Origin of the sequence: Halorubrum marinum, from assembly GCF_048381195.1 — an archaeon.
In the GTDB taxonomy this organism is placed as follows: domain Archaea; phylum Halobacteriota; class Halobacteria; order Halobacteriales; family Haloferacaceae; genus Halorubrum.
In genome coordinates, this window is sequence record NZ_JBLWMM010000004.1 from 293690 (window position 1) to 312578 (window position 18889).

Here is an 18889-nt window from a genome sequence, read left to right on the forward strand (position 1 = left end):
CAAATAATGTACAATATTATATAATATTCGTTATTATTCAACAGTCACTATTATTCAATTATTACCTACTTGGTGTGGCTATCTAACTTTACGCGTGAGGGCCCTCTTATCAACGTGGTACACTATGCGTAGTAACAACAGGGCGGATTCCGATGACAGGCCGAGCACCGATATGGGCATGAACGCAAACCGTCGCGATGATGATCGCGCTGCCCACGAGCGTCGAGACGCCAACGATGACCGCGGATATCGGGACGACGACGCGACCCGCGAGCGTCGCGATGCCAACGATGACCACGGATATCGAGACGTCAACGCGACCCGCGAGCGTCGCGATAACAACGTTAACGAGGCGAATCCGGGGGGACGTGGCAAATGGCTCTCGCCGCTGATTGCACTCCTCGGGGCCTGGATGATCGTACTGACCCTCGTATTAGACGTCACCGGAGCGCATTTCTGGAGCGCCGTCCTCGTTGGGGCGCTCCTGGTCGGCGTCGGAGCATACAACTACTCGCGACAGTCGAACGAACGGCTGGCGAATTCCGCGATCGCCCTGATCGCCGTTGCAGCCGGTCTGTGGCTGATCGCGGCACCGTACGTGCTGGGTGGCGATGCCGGGCTCACCGAGTCGGCTTACGAGCTGTGGTTCTACAACCACATCGCTGTTGGCTTGCTCGCGGCGGGTCTCGGCGCATACAGCGCCTACGTGGCCCGAGATCACCAGCAGGACACTCGGCGAACAGAAGCCTGAACCGGCCCTTCTCCTCGTGATTTTTCACAGTACGCGTTATCCCCACCGTCGAGAGAGCCGTTGCCGCCGGTAGGCCGCGAGCTGATACTGGGCCAGCAGTACCGAGGAAGCGATTGCCAGCACGACGAAGCTGCCGATATACACCAGCGACCCTCCGTGGAGAATCCCGTTCAGCAGCTGCAGGAGCGCGAATACCGGAAGGCTGAACGTGAAAAGGCCGGTCCGAATTGGGAACTCCCGCGCCATTCGGATGAACGTGTCCGTCTCGGTCGCCGTGGTGTCGTCCATTGTTCTGCTTGTTAACACCAACATAAGAGCACATATAATCGCTTCGAACGGCGGTAAGACAGAGTGTCCTCGGGGGCTCGTGGGAGGGCCGACCGAGAAAATCGGCGACGTGAAGGGTACCTCCTCCGTCGGCGTGTCCGACTCGTGTCGGACGGGGTTTTTATACCCTCCCGGGATCAACGCTGACGCATGAAATCAACGCGGAAGGGACTTCGGGACGGTGACCTGACGAAAGACACCTACGAGCGTCTCAACTGCGCCCGATGCGAGCAGGTGCTTAAAAAGAAAAACGACCCCGACGAAGTGTTCGCGGTCCGCATCTGCCCCGAGTGCGGAGCGAAGTTCAAGGAACTGCGCTAGACGCCGAACGCTCGGCGTCCCTTCTGCTCTCGTTCGTCGTCAATACGTTTCGTCGCTCAGCGAGCGATTCGCGCTGATTCTGTCCGAGACCGGATGTATCGAAGCACCGGTCCAGGCTCACTCGAAGATCGCGTCGAACGCCGACGCACCGAGCGGATCGAAGGTGCCTGCGGCGACGTTCTCGCGAACGTGAGCGGGGTCGCTCGCGCCGACCAGCGAGGACGTGACCCCGGGCGCGCTTCGCGCGAAGTTGAGCGCGCGCTGCGCCGGTGTCTCTCCTGCGAGCGTCGCGTCGATATCTGTCGGTATCGCGCCCGCAACCGCGAGCGCTCCCTGCCCGATGCTCGCGCTCGTCACAACGGAGAGCCCGGCTTCGTGCGCGAACTCCAAGGCGGAGACGGGTTCGTCGTCGCCGTCATCGGCGTCGGCAACGGGGGTATCGCTGGCTCCGTCGATCGGTCGCTGGTTCGCTCGTGTAAACGCGTCCGCCATTGCGACGTTGAACGGGAGCTGTATCGTCTCGAACCCGTGGTCGTCGTCGGGGCCGACCGCCTCGCCGGCGGCCTCGGCGCGCGCGAGCACCTCCGCGAGCGAGAGGAACGCGTCGTCGTCCGCGGCGACGCGGAAGGCGGTCCACGTCGCGACGCCGTACGAGCCGACGTCGCCGGCGACGCGCCGGCGCTCCAACATCTCGAAGGCGGCCTCCAGCTGGTCGTAGACGGCCTCGCGGGAACGCACCGCGAGCTGCGTCTCCGGATTGTGGACGTAGAAGCAGTCGACGCCGTCGAGCCCGAGACGGTCGAGCGAGCGGTCGAGCGACCACTCCAGGTAGTCTGGCGCGATAGCGTGCGCACCGTTCGCGAGGTCGGCGGCGTCGACGATCCCGTTCGCGAGGAAGCGGTCGCGGACGTACGCGGAGGGCTCGGCCGGGCGCTCGCCCTCGAACGGGAGGAACCCGCCTTTTGTCGCGACCACGATCGCCTCGCGGTCGATCGGCGAGTCACGGATCGCCTCACCGACGACGCGCTCGGCGCGGCCAGCGCGGTAGTTTATCGCGGTGTCGACGTGGTTGATCCCGGAGCGGAGCGCGAGCGCGATCGACTCGCGATAGGCGTCGTCGACCGCGGCGGTCGCGTCGCCGAGGTAGGTCCCGAGCCCGATGCTGGAAACCACGCCCGGGCCGAACCGCCGAAAGTAGGTCCGCCCGAAGGCGTCGCCGAACTCGTTTCGATAGTTCCAGAGGGCCTCACGGGTCGCCATATGCGTCCGGGTAGTCGACTCGCGGGTAAAAGTCGCGCGGGAAGTCGCCTCACGGTCACTGCTCACGGTCAAGGACAACGCTCGTGGGGAGCGGTCACCTGACGAGTTCGGCCGATTGATCGTCGACCATCAGCGTGTCCCGAATGAGGGTGTCAATCCCCCGTCGCAACCGTTCGGAGAGCGCCTGATGAGACACGCCTAAGTCCGCGGCGATGTCGACGAGCTCGGCCCCGCGGGGAACTGTGTAGAAGCCCTTCCCCCAGGCGGTCGTCAACGCCTCGAACTGCGGGTCGGTGAGTCCGTACCGGCCCGCTGGTTGGCCGTTCATCTCGCGGATCGCGATCATCTCCAGATCGATGTCGTGCGCCTTACAGTGGGCCATCGTTTCGCTCACGCCGTCGTGAGTCGGGAACATGAGCCGTACGATCCAGCGCTCGTTGTTCGTCGTCGCCGTCAGGATCGTTGCCTGATTCGTCACGAGCGTCTCAAGCAGGCCCTGGACGTTGCTGATCCATTTCATCCGATACAACCACCGATCGGCGTGATCCGAGAGTAATTCGACCTCCTGTGTCGTGGGATCATCCGAGAGGGCCGTCTCGAGATGGTCGTGATCGGCGGCGCTCGCCCATATGAGGGGCATCACGCTGGTCTCGCACGTCTCAACCACCCCCTCGACCTCGAAGCTCGCGTTCGGAACCGACGACAGCGTCTCCGTGAGAACGAACTTCTCGTGGGGAAGCGCGGCTGACAATAGCGTGACCATAGCGATCGCTCACTTGTCTGACCTACATATTAAAGCCAGAGTATAGTTCACAATTAAATATTGTTATCTCTGAAATAACTCGGTGGGAGGAATTCCGCTGAACCGGCCCGGAGACGAGCCCCGATGCCTCCCATAGATTAGCCGGACGCTTCCGTTCGAAGCAGCTAGAGAGGTGGGGACCACTAGCGCACCGGCCATCCGCGGCCCGTCTCAGAACTCGGTATCGACATCCGATTTCATCGCAGCTTAACCGACCGAGCCGTCCCGTTTTTCCGTTCAGTCACCGGCTCGACAGGGTACACCCCTGCGTCGGGTGTCGTCACCGAGCGCGTCGGTCTACCGTCGTTGCGCTGTCGTACACCCCTCAGTCCTCTTCGACCGCGACGATCGCTTCCTCCGGCGCGCCACACGACGGACACGACTCCGGCATCCCGCCCTCGAGGTCGCCCATCTCGCCGCACTCCGAACAGCGCCACATCAGGTACCCCTCGCCGAACTCCTGTCCCGGGATGGTCTCCGCAGTGTCTCCGCCGGTTGAGCCGCTCTCCGTGGTCGTGACCTCGAACCCGTCGGGGGTGTATCCGCTGACCTGCCCGAGGGCCTGTCCGTCCTCGTCGTACACCGTCTCTCCGGGTTCAACGGGCGTGTCGTCCGGATCCGACCCCTCCCCTGCGTTCTCGCTCATGCTCGACCCCTCCTCGGTAGCCGTCCAGCCCGAGGGGCGCGGCGGGTCATCGTTTCACCCCCATCCCGAAGCGGAGCGCGCCCTGCTCGATCAGCTCGGCACCTCCCGAGGCCAGACGTCGACCGCGCCGGATCCTCCGGTAGAGCCGAATGAAGACGGAAATGACCACACCCGATCCCGGCACCCAGTTCGAGACGACAGCCGCACCGAGTAAGAGAATCCCCGTCCGGACGTCCCGGCGGGCGAACGCCGCAGCGGCGTCCAGCAGGATCGAGACGAGTTCTACCCTCCGCAGCGTTCGTCCTCCGAGCATCGATCGTATCATAGTACAGATACAGAATCGACGTACAATAGCGTCGGGCTTGCGTTCGCAAGTTCTTCGCCGGCGAATCGTCCTCCTGAGCAGTCCGGGAACCGCACCGGCGCGAGCCAGAACAGTGCGACACCGCAGTGTCGATACAACCGTCTCGGAGCCTCGTGCGCGCCTGATTCGGCGGAATCAGTCAGTGTGAATCGAGTCCGATCCCGGTATACTCGCTCACGCTCGACCGCCCCCTGACAGTCACCCGATCCAATGATATGGTGGACGCGATCCAAGGATACGGTCGTGGGTCACCGGTCGGCCTCCCCTTCCTCCTCAAACCGGCGCACGCCCTCCTTGGTCCGGTCTGCGCTTCCGAGGGTCCAGACGTCGACCTCGCCGCCGGTGTCGGCGTCCCGTTCCATCACGGTCTCCAGCACGTTCCGTACCGCTGCGGCGGGATCGGTTGCCGCCTCGTCCGGGTCGAGTGCCTCCAGCAGTCCGAGGGCGACCGCGTCCCCGGTACCGAGGGCGACCTCGCCGGTCTCGAGTACGCGCCCGTCCGAGCCGACCTTCCGAAGGCTCGCGGCCCCGTCGGCGTCGCGCGCGCCCACCACGGCGTCGACGCTCGCTCGCTGCGCCTCCCGGGCTGCGATGCGAGCGATAGCGTCGATATCGGGGGTATCATTCCCCTCAAAACCGCGATCTTGAATCGCGACATCGAGCCACTGCCTGAACTGCTGGACCGCTCCCGACTCGCCGACGACGCCAACGCCGACGCCCCTGACATCGAACACGCGTTGGAACTGATCCGATGATACCGACTCGCCGTCAACGGCTCGGGTGTCCCCGGCGATAGCTACCCCTGTCGGCGTCTCGACCGCCACTACGGTGCTCATCGTCGATTGGGGACTGCTGCTACCGTTGTAACGTCACTGCCTGCGTGTGCGGGGAGGGGACAGAGACAGGTACACCGGTGCCCCGTCAGGGGGTGACGGTGCCTTCGAGAGTCCGACGGCGATCGCGCGGAGCGGAGTTCCGCGGACCATTCGAGCAGAGCAGGCCTGCGGACCATTCGAGCAGAGCAGGCCTGCGACCCACGAGAAGAAGCCGTGAGCGAGTGGGGGAGGGAGGGAGGATACGGACTCACCAGCGAACACTAACTAAGTCATCGTGTGACAAACAAGCAAGGTGATGGATGTAACCGATCCGACGACGAACGAAGTGATCGAATCGTACGAGGAGCACTCACCGTCCGATGTCGACGAGATGCTCGGAGCCGCCGCGACCGCGTTCGAGACGTGGAGACACCGCCCGCTTACCGATCGGGAGCGACTGCTCGCGGCGGCCGCGGAGGTCCTCCGAGAGAACGCCAGCGAGTACGCCGAGACGATGACGCGCGAGATGGGTAAGCCGATCACGCAGGCCGAAGCCGAGGTCGAGAAGTGCGCGTGGGTCTGCGACCACTACGCCGAGCACGCGAGCGCCTACCTCGAACCCGAACACCACCCGAGTCCGCCGGGGACGACGGTCAAGACCGTCCACGAACCGCTGGGGCCCGTGCTGGCGGTGATGCCGTGGAACTTCCCGTTCTGGCAGGTGTTCCGGTTCGCCGCACCGTACCTCACGGCGGGCAACGTCGGCCTGTTGAAACACGCCTCGAACGTCCCCGGGTGTGCGCTCGCCATCGAGGAGGTGTTCCGCGAGGCGGGCTACCCGGAGGGGGTGTTCCAGTCCCTACTGGTCCCGTCCGACCGCGTCGAAGACGTGATCGGCGACGACCGCGTGACGAGCGCGACCCTCACCGGGAGTGACGCCGCGGGGCGGGCGATCGCCTCGACGGCCGGCGAACACCTGAAAAAGACGGTGCTGGAACTCGGTGGGAGCGACCCGTTCGTCGTCCTCGAAGACGCCGACCTCGACGCCGCGGCGTCGACCGGCGCGTGGGCGCGCAACCAGAACGGCGGACAGTCGTGTATCGCCGCGAAGCGGTTCGTCGTCGTCGACGCGGTGTACGACGAGTTCCTCGACCGGTTCGTGGAGACAGTCGAATCACTCGCGGTCGGCGACCCGACGGATCCGGCCACGGACGTGGGACCGCAGGCCCGCCAGGACCTGCTCGACGACGTTCACGAGCAGGTGCGGGCGAGCGTCGAGGCGGGGGCGACGGTCGTCACCGGCGGCGATCTCCTCGACCGGGAGGGCGCGTATTACCCGCCGACGGTGCTCACGGATATTCCGGAGGGATGTCCCGTAGATACGGAGGAGGTGTTCGGTCCCGTGGCGACGGTGTACCGCGCCGACGACGAGGCGGCCGCCGTCGAGAAGGCGAACGACACCGCGTTCGGACTGGGCGCCAGCGTGTGGACGGCCGACCGGGACCAAGGCGAGCGACTCGCCGCCGACATCGACGCCGGCTGCGTGTACGTGAACGAGCTCGTGAAGTCCGATCCGCGGGTCCCCTTCGGTGGAGTCGGTATCTCGGGGTACGGCCGCGAGCTCTCCGAGGCCGGGATCAAGGAGTTCGTCAACCGCAAGACCGTCTGGCTCGCCGACGAACCGGGAGACGGACCGGTGGTCGAATGAAGGCCTCTGACCTGCTGGTCCGGTGTCTCGAAGCGGAGGGCGTCGATCACGTCTTCGGTCTACCCGGGGAGGAGCTCGAGGACCTGCTGTTCTCGCTCCAGGCGTCCGACATCGAGTTCATCCCCACGCGCCACGAGCAGGGGGCGGCGTTCATGGCCGACGTCCACGGACGGCTGACCGGCGGCGCCGGCGTCTGTCTGGCGACGCTCGGCCCCGGCGCGACCAACCTCATCACCGGCGTCGCCGACGCGCACCTCGACAAGTCGCCGCTGGTGGCGATCACGGGCCAAGGCGGGCGTGAGCGACTTCACAAGGAGAGCCATCAGGCGCTGAACATCGTTCAGATGTTCGAGCCGGTGGTCAAGTGGAACAGCCAGATCGCCGAGGCCGAAACCGTACCCGAGTCGGTGCGAAAGGCGTTCAAACTGGCTCAGTACGAGAAGCCGGGCGCGACCCACCTCGAGTTTCCCGAAGACGTGGCTGCCGAGACGGTCGAGGCAGCGCCGCTCTCGAGCCGTCAGCGGGTGCGTCGCTCGGATCCGGACCAGGCCTCACTGGACCGGGCGGCGGATCTGGTTTCGACCGCGGAGGCGCCGTTGGTACTCGCCGGCAACGGTGCCGTTCGGACTCCCACCGCCCGTCAACTCCGAGAGTTGGTCGAGCGGGTCAGCATGCCAGTCGTCGCGACGTACATGGGAAAGGGGGCGATCTCGGACCGACTCGACGCGTCGCTGATGACGCTGGACTCCGGACCGGACGGCGAGGCGGCCGCCGCGATCGAGCGGGCCGACTGCATTCTCGCGGTCGGATACGACATCGCTGAACACGATCCGAAGTCGTGGAATCCCGACCGTGACAAGACGGTCGTCCACATCGACTACGAACCGGCGGAGGTGTACGAGCACTACAATCCCGACGTCGAGATCGTTGCGGATATCTCGGCGACGCTCCGAGGCCTCCGCGAGCAGCTGAACGACGGGACGACACCGACGTGGTGTCAGGACCTGCACGAGCGAATCGTCGCCGACGTCTCCCGCGAGCCCGACCCGGACGACCCCTTCTCGGTGAAGGGGGTGCTCCCGTACCTCCGGACGGCGATGGCCGACGAGGACGTCCTGATCTCCGACGTGGGGAGCCACAAGATGGCTATCGCACAGCACTTCCGCACCTACGAGCCCAACACCTGCATCATCTCGAACGGCCTCGCGAGCATGGGGATCGCCGTCCCCGGCGGAGTCGCGGCCGACCTCGCCGTCGACGCCAACGTGGTGGTCGCGACCGGCGACGGCGGGTTCCTCATGAACGCCGCCGAGATCGAAACCGCGACTCGACTCGGGTCGGGGTTCACCATCATCGTATTCAACGACGACGACTACGGGCTCATCTCGCGGAATCAACTCGAGCACACGGGCGAACAGTTCGGGACCGAGCTGACGAACCCCGACTTTCAGCGGTTCGCAGAGAGCTTCGGGATCGACGGCTACCGTCCGGAGACGTGGGACGACGTCGAGTCGACGCTTCGAGAGGTCGTCCCCGGAGACGAGATGGCGCTCGTCGAGATCGCCTTGGGGAATCAGTCCCCGTGAGCGAGGTGCTCACGGACTATTCGGATGTCTCCCTCGCAGAACCGATGCGTCTCTCCGTCCGTTGGAGATCGCGGTTCGGGGGTGAGTAGAACTCGGTGACTCGGCCGGAAGCGCGTCGGGGCCGTCACTGCTGCAGGGAGAAGGGCCCCGCTCCGGCGGTTCGCTGGGCGACCGCCGAGAGCCGAAGCATGTACGAAGTCAACACGAGAAACGGGGCCAGCGAGATCGTGAACACGGTCGCGACGAAGCTCAGCAGGGGCGGAAGCCCGAACACCCACGCGCCGGGCAGAAGCCCCGCGTTGATCGCGAGGATGGCCGACGCGGTGACGAGGATCGACGGCAGCGAGACAACGAGAAGCGTCTGCGATAGCTGAGACACCTCTTGGGTGTAGTAGATCGTCTTGAAGTACTCCTTGCCGACGGCGAACAGCTGGAACGCCTGGACGAGGTCGTCGAGCCGCTCGTCGAACGTCTCGGACAGTTCGTTTCCGTGTGAGCTCCGCAGCATTCGCGAGCGGTCCATGAACGGCCCGTAATCCGCCTCTAGACCGAGCCAGAGGATACCGAACTCCGCGCCCGAGGCGCTGTCGTCCTGATGGCCGAGCGGCTCGACCGTTTCGGTCACCTCGGCGACGTACTCCTCGATGTCCTGAGTTAGCTCCTCGCCGCTCCCCCTCGAGACGCCTTGGAGGGCGGTCGCGCGGTCGTGAATGACCGACGCCATCAGGCTGAGGAACGAAGCCGGATCCGTGGGGCTCTCGCCGCCCTCGGTCAACTCGCCGATATCCCGTCGGAACTCCATAACGCCATGGATACGGCTTTCCTGCGCGTCCATGGAGGTGATGTCGTGAGACAGGACGATCGAGTTGATCGACACCACGATCGACACGAGCAGGATAATGCCGCTCAACAACGAGCTCAGAATCGTCTGGACCGCGGGCGTCTCCGTGAGGACCTGTTGCATCTCGAAGGTCCAGGTAGACCCGATGAGCATGAGCGCCGCGAACATAAACGTCAGCAACGCGCCGGTGACAGCGAGCCGGTTGGCCTCCAGCAGGACCCACCGGATCACGTGGATCCGACCGTTTCTCTGCGGGACCGGGAACCAGTCGCGGAGGTCCCAGTAGTAATCGACGACGTTCATGAACCGTTTGTGGGATCGCGCGTCACCGTTCTCTACACCGGACGCGCCCAGCGACTCGGGGCCTATCAGTCACACGAGCGCCCTCGCGTTCGTCATCATGCGTGCCCCGACGTAGGGTCCCGTCGCACCGACGAGCGGGCTCGCTAGGAGCGCGATCAGTGTCGCGGATTGCCATGAAAGTGACGCGGCTCTGAGAGTGATAAAATCGCGGCTTGCAGACGCAACCTACCGTCGGTTGTAATCCGGGATCTCGCGACCGCCGCGCTCGTCCCGGTTCGAGTCACGGTCAGGTTCGGGCTCGGAACCGCTGCCCGAGGAATCGCCTTGCTTGGCACGCCCCGCCTTCGGTTTCTCCCGATCTTGAGTCCACGCCGATGGAGAACCGGACGCGAGAACGAGGTCCGCCTCCCACGTGAACAGACTCGCAGCCGAGTATCAACGTCTTGCTCTTGCAAGCCGACGGCACTTAATGCTCTCTCGCGCGTAGTGTGACGTGACCACTGACACCGACGTCGCGTTCCCGCCGGACGCGGACGCTTCTGCCATCCGCGTGCCAGCGATGGGCGCCGAGACGGTTACGATGCGCTACTCGCCGCTGCAGTCCCGCTCGGAGTTCGAACCGGGCAGTTGGGACCGAGCGGCGCTGTCACCGACCGACGACGACGGGTGGTACGAACTGGATCTGACCGAATTGGACTTGCCCGACGGCCGCTACGAGTACGAGTTTCTCGTCGATCGCGGTGAGGACGAGCCCGTCGTGGCTTCCGACCCGTTCGCCGAGGAGATCACTCGATTCCAAGGGATCCGCGGCAGCTTTCGGATTCGGGACGGCGAGCGCTACCGCCCACCGTTCTCGTGGAACGACGAGCTCCCCGAAAACGGGCTGCCGGGAAACCACGAGTTGGTCCTGTACGAGTTTCCGCCCCGCTGGGCTGCGCCCGCGGCGAGCGGGAACCGGCGTAACGTCGCCGACGGCGACCTGCAGGACTTGTTGACCGACCACTTGGACGCGATCGCGGACTTGGGTGTCAACGCGATCGAGCTGCTGCCGATCATGGATTCGCCGGACGATCGGGGGTGGGGGTACGGTACGCGGTTCTTTTTCGCACCCGACAACGACCTCGGCGGGCCGATCGACACGAAGTTCCTGATAAAGGAGTGTCACCGCCGCGGTATTCGGGTGTTCCTCGACGTGGTGGTGAACCACGCGACGGAGTGTCCACTGGAGCCGCTTGCGGACGGCTGGTTCTTCCGTCACCCGGACGAACAGCCGGAGCGGAGCGACTGGGGCGGGCGCCGCTTCGACTTCGAGGCGACGCTCGACGGCTATCACCCGGCACAGGAGTTTCTCTGTCGGATGGGGGAATACTGGGTCGAGGAGTACCACGTCGACGGCTTCCGACTAGACGAGTTCAAGGGCGCCGACCACTGGCGGTTCATCCAGCGGTTCCGCGACCGCACCCACGCGGCCCACGCCGAGTTGTTCCCCGACCGACCGTTCCTCGTCGTCGCTGAGGACTCGCACAGCCGCGCACAGATCGTTCGTGACCACGAGGAGAACCCCGACGGTCGATCCGTCGTCGACGCCATGTGGAACTTCGACTTCCAGGTCGAAGCCAGACGCGTCCTTCGGGACGGAATCGAGCCCGACGAGGACGGACCCCCCCGGAGCGAACGGCTCCGGGCGCTGATCGCCAACGACCGGACGTACGACGGTCGGACCGGAGAGTTTGAGAAGGGATTCGACGACCTCTCGCAGGCGGTCAACTACGTTACGTCCCACGACGTGGGCGCGGAGGGAGACCAACGGCTGATGAACTTCCTGTTCGGCGCCATGGTCGCCGAACGGGGCCTCGGCGACGGAGCGATCGAGAACGTCGAATACCTGATCGACAGCCTCGTCACCGCCGGCGATGGCGTGCAGATCGACGCCCATACCGAGGCGATCGACCGAGTCCGAGGGGCGTTCGCGATCCTACTGACGTCGGTCGGGATCCCGATGATCTTGGCGGGCGAGGAGTTCGCCGAGATTCACGACCTCGATTACGAGAACTGGCAGCGAAAGATGGAAGACCCCGTCGACTGGTCGCGCCGCGAGTACCCCGGCCACGACGCGCTCCACGAGGCCGTCCGCGACCTGATCCGCCTGCGGACGTCGACGGCGGCGCTCCAGCGGAACGAGGTGGAGTTCCTCCACGTCCACCCCGAGACGGACGACCCCGACGGCCCCACCGCGGTCGCCTACTGTCGGTCGGGGGGCGAACCGGTCGGGAGCGACGGCCAAGTCGTCGTCGTCGCCAATTTCGGCCCGGAGTCGTTCGAGGCGTTCGAGATCCCGTGGATGTGGGGGGAAGCGGTGACGGAGCGTGGCGCACCTCTGCGCGGGGGAGACCTGGATATATCGCCGGACGAGGAACTCGCACGACTCGATCTGGCGCCCCATCAAGTACGAGTCCTGCTGACCTAGGCGGCGTGCGACGTGGCGACGCCGCGACTACGGAGAACTCGCCATCCGGACGGGGCGCGCACTGTTCTTCCGCTTCGTCGGTGGGACCGATCGGAGAGGGGGTCGAGTCGCTCAGCGGCCGCGTTCGTCATATACGCCTAGCACAGGCAAGCAGAACGATTAGTCTTTGGAGCGGTGTTTATCGATTCGCCATGGACGATACTGTAACACTGACGGAGAACGACGAAGGGAAGAACGTGGTAAACGCCAGCGGCGACGCGGTCGGTCGTGTCACCAGTGTGGAACACGGTACGGCACACGTCGATCCCGACCCGGGGCTGACAGACACGATCCGGTCCAAACTGGGCTGGGGCGATGCCGACGAAGACAGCTACCAGCTCGACACCGAGAGCATCGAGACCGTCTCTGACGACGAGATTCGACTGAACAGGTAACACCACCCACCGGGCCTTCACCGGTCCGTCTCCCGCTGGATCCTTCGTTTCAGTGCGAAACTTCGGTGTGTTGACGCATAACTATAAAGGCAGATGATATTTCAGAGACACTAGCTCACATGAATGTTCGCCCTGCGGAGTCGGACGACCGAGAACAGATCGGCGCAATCACCCGCGACTCGCTGCAGTCGTCGTACTCGCTCAGTCCGGAACAGATCGAGATGATTCTCGAAGCGGAGTTCGACGACGCAGCGCTGGCCGACCTACTCGATGACGCGGATACGACGGTGCTCGTCGCCGAAGAGACGGTCGACGGCACGGAAACCGTCCGCGGGTTCATCACCGTCGAAATCGGCACGGAAGCGACGATCCGGTGGCTCCACGTGGATCCGACGGCACGGGGTGGAGGCGTTGCCACGGCGCTGCTCGATCGCGTCCGCGAACAGTACGCCGAAAAGCCGCTCGCGGCGTGTATCCTCGACGAGGCGGTTGAGGGCGGCGAGTTCCTCGAAGAGTTCGGCCTCAAACAGGGCGAGCACGAGCACGTACTGCTCGGCGGAGAGGAGTTCGCAGTCACCATGTTCACGGAAGGCCAATCGACGGAGACGCCGAACGAACCGACCGTCACGGTCCCGGAGTTCGTCACCGTCGACGGACGTGACCGACCCGTCGATCACGACGAGAGCGTTCCCGGCAGCGAGGCCCCGTTCTTCACGATGTACAGCGCGGACGACGAGGAGGAAGAGGCGTACGGGTACTTCTGTTCGCAGTGCGGCAGTACGAACGTCTCCATCGACGGGCTCGAGAGGCTCGAATGCGGGGACTGCGGCAACACTCACCTGGCCGACGAGTGGGACGACGCGTACCTCTGACACGGGCGAATGATAGCTCCTCCTCGGTCACCGGATCCCAAGTTCTCGGGTACCGATCGAGACTCCTCCGGCGACACAGTGACTGACGTCGATAGGCCTGTAGGGTCCGACCCGCTGACTGTGGACGGTCGGCGTGGCGACGAGGCTGCGCCGCAAATCGACGTCGGGGTCCTCATCGCGCACTCGCCGGGAGCGGACGTCGAGCCGCTGCAGTCGTTCGCCGAGGAGATGGCCCGCGACGGCGTCGACGAGCTCGCGTCGGCCACGGACGCGATCTGGCGGGTGTATTGCGCCGAGCCGGACCCGCTCTCCGACGGCGCCCCTCGACGGCCGTCCGAGTTCCTCGACGAGGCCGCACTGCACATGGTGAAACGACCGTACGACCTCGTCGTCGTCGTGACCGACGTGCCCCTGACCACGCGACAGGAGCGATCCGTCGAGGGACTCGCGTCCCCGCTCGCCCGCGTCGTCGTCGTCTCCACACGGCGACTCCTGCGGACCCACGACCGGGAGGCGGTCAGGGCGCTCGATTCACCGGCGGTCCGCTGGAACGCCGCGACGCTCCTCGTTCACCTCTTGGGGCACGTGTTTCGTGTGGGCCACGATGCTGGCGGCGTAATGGCTCCGTTCTCGTTCGATCCCGACCGACGGAGCGTCCCGGCGTTCGATGCGGACATCACGAACCACCTCCGGAAAATCGCCACGCGCATCCCCGAAGAAGACGTCTCGCGGGGGCGACTCCGACGGCTGGCGTTTCACGCGCTGAGTCTCGTGCGAAACCCGCGCATCGTTATCGCGACGCTGCTGCAGAGCCGCGCACCGCTGCTTCCGTTCTCGCTCCCGCGCCTCTCGACGGCCGCGGTGACGCCGACGCTAATCTTAGTGTTCAGTGCCGAGGCGTGGGACGTCGGGCTGAACCTGACCAACGGGACCGCCGCGCTGTTCGCCATCGGGAGTATAATCGCCGCCGCGGTCCATCTCTTGTACGTCCAGCGGCTGTCCTTCCCGCACGAGCGTAGCCAAGTGATCACCGAACACATGGCACTGGTGAACGTGACGGTGTTCTTCATCCTCGTCGCGGCGATGACGGGACTCTTCGTCCTCGTCGGATCGATCATGCTCCTGATCGAGCTCGCCGTCTTCCCGCCGAACCTGATGACGAACTGGCCGAGCCTCGAGGATCCCGCTGTCGGGCTCGTCGACCTCGTCCGCGTCGGTGGCTTCATCAGCACGTTAGGTGTGCTATCGGGCGCGCTCGCCGGCGGAATCGAGAACCGCATGGCGCTTCGGCATCTCGCGCTCTTCCGCGACCGGCCTTGACGGCCTTTCACACCGAACCACCGACGACCGCGGGCACAGTCATCTCGACACACGACACACGATGTAACATGACAGATCAGAATATCGGCACGAATCAGCGACAGACCGGCGAACAGAGAGGATCGACCACCAGTTCCGGATTACGCGTCCTCCGTGGGCTGATTCGGGGGTTCGTCGGCGGGCTGATCGCCACGGTGCTCATGACCCTGTACCGGTTCCCCGTCTTCCGGGCGCTGCCGCCGACTGCCGACTTTTGGGCGAAATACGTCGGGGGCGAAGACGCGGAAGCCCATCTCACCGTCGGACTCGCCTTGCACTTCCTGTACGGTGGCATCGCGGGCGGCCTGTTCGGCGTCGGGATCAGTCTATCGACGTTCCGGAACGAGCGTGAACACGACCTCGGCGTGATCGGGCTCGCTCTCGTCTACGGGCTCGCGCTCTCCGCCTTCGGTACGCGGTTCGTCTTCCGCTATCTTCTCGACGAGGAACTCAAGCCGGACGAAGCCGTGATATTCCACGTCGGACACGTCATCTACGGGCTGACTCTCGGCACGTGGATCAGCTTCAGGGCACGGAAGGGCGAGGTGTACGACTGAGGAGTGCGGAACAGTCGGCCGATCCACCGTCTCTTCGGACGGGGAGCGCGGCGGACCTCAACGGTACCGGTGAACGTACTCGTATCCGGTCTGCACGAGTTCGTTGACCCGCGAGTCGCGAATCTCTACCGCAACTGCGCCCTCCCGAATCGCCGTGACCACGGCTTCAGGCGTGAGTTCCGCCGCCTCGATCCGAGTCACCGTCCGCCCGACCTCGAAGGGATAGTGGGCGTCGCTCCCGCCGACGACCGGTATTCCGAGCGATTCGGAGAGCCCCCGTACGCGCTCGGCGTCGTCGGGATGCTTCCCGTTTATTTCGACGGCGTCGAAATCCGCGTCGCTCTCGCGGACGCGGCTCCGCCGATACGGGTGCGCGATGATCGCGGCACACCCGTTGCTGTGCGCCTGTGACACGACCTCCTCCGGGGTCCGTTTGCCGGGAACCGTCCGACGTGGGGGATCCGGTCCGACGACCAAGAGGTGGCCGAGCGTCGTCGTCACTTCGATGCCCGGAATGAACTGCGGGCCTCCTATTCCGGTGTCGAATGAACGGTAGTAGTCGTGATTGGTCAGCGCGATCCCGTCGAGCCCAGCGCGTCGCCCCCACAGTGCTAACAGACGCACGCCGATCGGGTCGAAGGCGGTCGGTTCCGCTTGGAAGCCGTGGAAAAACCGAGTGTGGGCGTGGAGATCTACCGTGAACATTGGTACCCCGAGAGACGATTCGCCGTCCTCCAGCGGTCCGCGGGACCGTCCGAAGTCACGTGTCTGTCGGGGCGGAGTCGTATCCCTCCCCGACGACGAGCCCCAGTGTGTTCGGCCGGACGTCGAGCGCGAGGTCGCGTTGCTGAATGATCTCCCCGTCCAAGCTGAATCTGACGGGGTCCGACGAGTGGCTCACGATATCCAGCGACGCGGCTTGAAACCGCTCAATGTGCGCCGAATCCTGTCCGAACAGACGCTCAAGTACCGTGTCACTCATCAGATCGATCGCGGGCACGTTCGTGATAATCGCGACCTCGAAGAGGCCGTCCTCCATGTTGGCCTGTGTCGTCCCGTCCGCCGCGAACTGACGGCCGTTCCCGACCATTACACAGAGCGCTTCGCCGCTCCAAGTCGGGGTCTCCCCGTCGCTCACCTCGTTATCGATAGTAAGCTCCAGCGGCTCGAAGTCAGACACGGTTCGGAGCGTCGTGAGCACGTATGCCAACTCACCGATACGAGACTTCAACTCCCCGGACGTCTCGCTGCTTGACGTGGCGGTCAACCCCGCGACACAGGAGTTCACGAACGGCCGGTCGGTCGCCATCCCGATGTCAATAGTACGCCGGACATCGTTATCCAGAGCAGTGAAAGCGGTTTCGAGGTCGGTGATACCGATCTGTTTCGCGAAGTTGTTTCCCGTCCCGAGCGGGAGGACGCCGAGCGTGACATCGTCGAACGCGTCGGCCTGGTCGATCCCCTGAACGACTTCGTTGACCGTACCGTCACCGCCCCCGGCCACGACCGTCGAGTATCCGGCTTCGACGGCCTCCCGTGTCAGTGTGACCACTTCGCCGGCTTGTTCGGACCGTTCGAGCGCGTACCCACACAGATCCGCTCGGGCCCCGACCTGGTCGGCGTGGGAGCCGCTTCCGCTCTGCGGGTTGTAGATGATCACGGTCCGTGTCATCCGAGACTCCCGATGTCCGATCGCGGACCCCGAGATTTCCGGATACGTCCGTCCGGATCGAGTAGAGGCGTTCGAGACATTATCTGCTAATCGCACTGCTGTTAGATTGTTAGGACGCCCCCTATCTCTTAAGTATAGCATATTTTCTCATTAATCATCTATGGATAGAAACTAATTCAGACTCGCTCGGAAGAGACGATGACGACGGAGAGAGAGCGTGACGAACCGATCGGAGCAGCGCTGGTACGTGATCGCCGCCGAGGCGTACGAGGCGTGTGCCGACGAGTGCGTGCCGCACACGCGCCCACTGCTCGCGCTGTATCGATGCACCCGGGACTGCGTGACAGACTGCCGGGAGACGAACGCACCCGAGAGCCCACCGTCCGACTGGGACCGCCCGCATGGAACCGTTCCCCTCCCACCCGGCGAGGGCCTGCACAGATCGTAAATAGCTTCGGCACGGCGTTATAGGACTGATGACCGATCAGAACGACGATAGCCGCGAGCAGGGCGTGGAACTCGGTCCGCTCGCGGACGAGCTCGAGGACGAGGAGTACCCGATCGATCTGGAGGAGTTACTGGAGCGGTACGGCGACCACGAGTTAGGGCTGGGAGACGACACGGCGACGCTTCAAACGGTGTTAGAACCGCAGGAAGACGCCACCTTCGAGTCCGCAGACGACGTGCGACAGAGCATCATCGGGATGGTCAGTGACGACGCGATCGGGCGGAAGAACTACTCGGACCGCGGTGGCAGCGCGGGCGACGAGGAGGACACCGAGGAGTCGGCGTAGGCGGCTGACTGGCCGCCCCCTTCGCCTTCCGTACGACGAGACCGCTCCGCGCTCTCAAAGCGCCGAGGGCCCCGAGGAGAGGGGTAGTTGACGAAGCGGTTCGGTCCAACCCCCACTGTACCGGCCGGTCACGCGGTTCGCTTATTTTCGCAGCCTGACCTCGTCGTCGGTAACCGTGTCGATATGACTGCCGTCGAGTCGATAGATATCCTCGTCGTCCCTGTCGCCCCACCCCAGTTTGTCGATGAGTCTTTCGCCCAGTCCCGGGTTGGGGTCGACGTGGGCCGTCCCGTCCTGAACCTTGATCACACGACCGATCTCGTCGCCGCGGGCGTTCACCAGGTTTTTCCCCTCGTCGCCGTCCGTAAGGGTCGTGTCTTCTCGCATCGTCACTCGACGAAGGCGGCCCGATCGCATCACGATTCACCTTGCGGGCGCAGGGAGATTCCGCTGCTATTGACGTCCACCGCTAGCAGCTGGCGCATGAGAAAGACAACGACGTGGGCTTGCGCTTGCATGCCGCCCGATTATGTTCGTCCGACACCTCCTTTCCGCTGAATCATGCTCAAGCGCCTACTCAAGCTCGCGTACTACGCATCCAGTGTCGGTACTACTCTCCGCCTCCTCCAGAAGCTGGTCCGGGCGGTCCGTGGTCGATCCAGCTGAGCGGCGAGCGGCGTTCGAATTGGATCTCTCGCGGGAGAACGCGCCGCTCGAGCCGAAACGGACCGGCGAACGGGACCGGCCGACGCTGAGGCTCCCGGAAGGAGCGGCGGCGGCCGACGCCGAAAAGCGAGCGACCGAACGAGCAACTGACATGATCGTATCGACATCGACCCCGCCGACCCCGACGGCGAAAGCGTCGTCCGCTAGGAATCCGACACGGCCGGCTCCGCCTCCGTTTTTCGCGGCTGTCGACCGCCGGGTACCCGACCACGCCAGCCGAGATCATACCGACTGGAGCAGGTCGCTCTCGCTACTGAGAGGAGAGGGATACTGATTCAACGCGC

22 protein-coding genes are annotated in these 18889 nt (G+C 64.6%); 12 read left to right on the forward strand and 10 right to left on the reverse strand.

What is annotated here, in order from left to right; translation table 11 throughout:
- Window positions 1-124 precede the first annotated feature (124 nt).
- On the forward strand, window positions 125-751 hold the full coding sequence (locus ACNSN4_RS07900) for an SPW repeat domain-containing protein (RefSeq protein WP_418285255.1): 627 nt from the start codon (window positions 125-127) through the stop codon (window positions 749-751).
- Between the two features lie 36 nt (window positions 752-787).
- On the opposite strand, the gene ACNSN4_RS07905 is transcribed toward ACNSN4_RS07900, so the two are convergent.
- On the reverse strand, window positions 788-1039 hold the full coding sequence (locus ACNSN4_RS07905) for a hypothetical protein (protein WP_418285256.1): 252 nt from the start codon (window positions 1037-1039) through the stop codon (window positions 788-790).
- Window positions 1040-1228: 189 nt separating this feature from the next.
- Here ACNSN4_RS07905 and ACNSN4_RS07910 point away from each other — a divergent pair, with 189 nt between their 5' ends.
- Complete coding sequence (locus tag ACNSN4_RS07910) at window positions 1229-1399, forward strand: HVO_0758 family zinc finger protein (RefSeq protein ID WP_418285257.1); 171 nt, start codon at window positions 1229-1231, stop codon at window positions 1397-1399.
- 117 nt (window positions 1400-1516) lie between these two features.
- Here ACNSN4_RS07910 and ACNSN4_RS07915 read toward each other — a convergent pair whose 3' ends face one another.
- From ACNSN4_RS07915 to ACNSN4_RS07935, 5 genes are all read right to left on the reverse strand, one after another.
- Entirely contained in the window at window positions 1517-2659 is a 1143-nt protein-coding gene (locus ACNSN4_RS07915) for an aldo/keto reductase (RefSeq protein WP_418285258.1), read from the reverse strand.
- Window positions 2660-2753: 94 nt separating this feature from the next.
- Window positions 2754-3422 (reverse strand): helix-turn-helix domain-containing protein, encoded by a 669-nt coding sequence (locus ACNSN4_RS07920; protein WP_418285259.1) that lies wholly within the window; start codon window positions 3420-3422, stop codon window positions 2754-2756.
- 364 nt (window positions 3423-3786) lie between these two features.
- Complete coding sequence (locus ACNSN4_RS07925) at window positions 3787-4107, reverse strand: DUF7130 family rubredoxin-like protein (RefSeq protein WP_418285260.1); 321 nt, start codon at window positions 4105-4107, stop codon at window positions 3787-3789.
- A 46-nt stretch (window positions 4108-4153) separates the two neighbouring features.
- Entirely contained in the window at window positions 4154-4432 is a 279-nt protein-coding gene (locus ACNSN4_RS07930) for a hypothetical protein (RefSeq protein ID WP_418285261.1), read from the reverse strand.
- A 287-nt stretch (window positions 4433-4719) separates the two neighbouring features.
- Window positions 4720-5307 carry an Ntn hydrolase family protein gene (locus ACNSN4_RS07935; RefSeq protein WP_418285262.1) on the reverse strand — a complete coding sequence of 196 codons (588 nt, stop codon included), beginning with the start codon at window positions 5305-5307 and terminating at the stop codon, window positions 4720-4722.
- Window positions 5308-5602: 295 nt separating this feature from the next.
- Between ACNSN4_RS07935 and ACNSN4_RS07940 the strand changes: the two genes are divergently transcribed.
- Together ACNSN4_RS07940 and ACNSN4_RS07945 are read left to right on the forward strand one after the other, a co-directional pair.
- Window positions 5603-6994 (forward strand): NAD-dependent succinate-semialdehyde dehydrogenase, encoded by a 1392-nt coding sequence (locus ACNSN4_RS07940; protein ID WP_418285263.1) that lies wholly within the window; start codon window positions 5603-5605, stop codon window positions 6992-6994.
- The gene (locus tag ACNSN4_RS07945; protein WP_418285264.1) at window positions 6991-8580 is read left to right on the forward strand and encodes an acetolactate synthase large subunit; all 1590 of its coding nucleotides are present in this window, start codon (window positions 6991-6993) and stop codon (window positions 8578-8580) included. Before ACNSN4_RS07940 ends, ACNSN4_RS07945 begins: the two co-directional genes overlap by 4 nt.
- Before the next feature lie 124 nt (window positions 8581-8704).
- Here the strand turns inward: ACNSN4_RS07945 and ACNSN4_RS07950 are convergent, their stop codons facing one another.
- Window positions 8705-9724, reverse strand: a complete 1020-nt coding sequence (locus tag ACNSN4_RS07950; protein ID WP_418285265.1) for a DUF7972 family membrane protein — start codon at window positions 9722-9724, stop codon at window positions 8705-8707.
- Window positions 9725-10217: 493 nt separating this feature from the next.
- Here ACNSN4_RS07950 and ACNSN4_RS07955 point away from each other — a divergent pair, with 493 nt between their 5' ends.
- The 5 genes from ACNSN4_RS07955 (at window position 10218) to ACNSN4_RS07975 (ending at window position 15413) form a co-directional block, all read left to right on the forward strand.
- Complete coding sequence (locus ACNSN4_RS07955) at window positions 10218-12191, forward strand: alpha-amylase family glycosyl hydrolase (protein WP_418285266.1); 1974 nt, start codon at window positions 10218-10220, stop codon at window positions 12189-12191.
- 191 nt (window positions 12192-12382) lie between these two features.
- Window positions 12383-12625 carry a DUF8593 domain-containing protein gene (locus ACNSN4_RS07960; RefSeq protein WP_418285267.1) on the forward strand — a complete coding sequence of 81 codons (243 nt, stop codon included), beginning with the start codon at window positions 12383-12385 and terminating at the stop codon, window positions 12623-12625.
- Between the two features lie 119 nt (window positions 12626-12744).
- Window positions 12745-13497: a GNAT family N-acetyltransferase gene (locus tag ACNSN4_RS07965; RefSeq protein WP_418285268.1), complete on the forward strand. Its 753-nt coding sequence runs from the start codon at window positions 12745-12747 to the stop codon at window positions 13495-13497.
- 120 nt (window positions 13498-13617) lie between these two features.
- The gene (locus ACNSN4_RS07970) at window positions 13618-14817 is read left to right on the forward strand and encodes a hypothetical protein (protein WP_418285269.1); all 1200 of its coding nucleotides are present in this window, start codon (window positions 13618-13620) and stop codon (window positions 14815-14817) included.
- Window positions 14818-14885: 68 nt separating this feature from the next.
- Complete coding sequence (locus ACNSN4_RS07975; protein ID WP_418285270.1) at window positions 14886-15413, forward strand: hypothetical protein; 528 nt, start codon at window positions 14886-14888, stop codon at window positions 15411-15413.
- A gap of 57 nt (window positions 15414-15470) precedes the next feature.
- On the opposite strand, the gene ACNSN4_RS07980 is transcribed toward ACNSN4_RS07975, so the two are convergent.
- On the reverse strand, window positions 15471-16118 hold the full coding sequence (locus ACNSN4_RS07980; protein ID WP_418285271.1) for a PHP-associated domain-containing protein: 648 nt from the start codon (window positions 16116-16118) through the stop codon (window positions 15471-15473).
- 55 nt (window positions 16119-16173) lie between these two features.
- Window positions 16174-17085, reverse strand: a complete 912-nt coding sequence (locus ACNSN4_RS07985; protein WP_418285272.1) for a diacylglycerol/lipid kinase family protein — start codon at window positions 17083-17085, stop codon at window positions 16174-16176.
- A gap of 217 nt (window positions 17086-17302) precedes the next feature.
- Between ACNSN4_RS07985 and ACNSN4_RS07990 the strand changes: the two genes are divergently transcribed.
- Together ACNSN4_RS07990 and ACNSN4_RS07995 are read left to right on the forward strand one after the other, a co-directional pair.
- On the forward strand, window positions 17303-17533 hold the full coding sequence (locus tag ACNSN4_RS07990) for a hypothetical protein (RefSeq protein ID WP_418285273.1): 231 nt from the start codon (window positions 17303-17305) through the stop codon (window positions 17531-17533).
- 28 nt (window positions 17534-17561) lie between these two features.
- Window positions 17562-17879, forward strand: coding sequence for a DUF5789 family protein (locus ACNSN4_RS07995; RefSeq protein WP_418285274.1), 318 nt, complete (start codon window positions 17562-17564; stop codon window positions 17877-17879).
- Window positions 17880-18020: 141 nt separating this feature from the next.
- Here ACNSN4_RS07995 and ACNSN4_RS08000 read toward each other — a convergent pair whose 3' ends face one another.
- The gene (locus tag ACNSN4_RS08000) at window positions 18021-18266 is read right to left on the reverse strand and encodes a DUF8593 domain-containing protein (RefSeq protein ID WP_418285275.1); all 246 of its coding nucleotides are present in this window, start codon (window positions 18264-18266) and stop codon (window positions 18021-18023) included.
- Window positions 18267-18528: 262 nt separating this feature from the next.
- Here ACNSN4_RS08000 and ACNSN4_RS08005 point away from each other — a divergent pair, with 262 nt between their 5' ends.
- Entirely contained in the window at window positions 18529-18879 is a 351-nt protein-coding gene (locus ACNSN4_RS08005) for a hypothetical protein (protein WP_418285276.1), read from the forward strand.
- The last annotated feature ends 10 nt before the right edge of the window (window positions 18880-18889 follow it).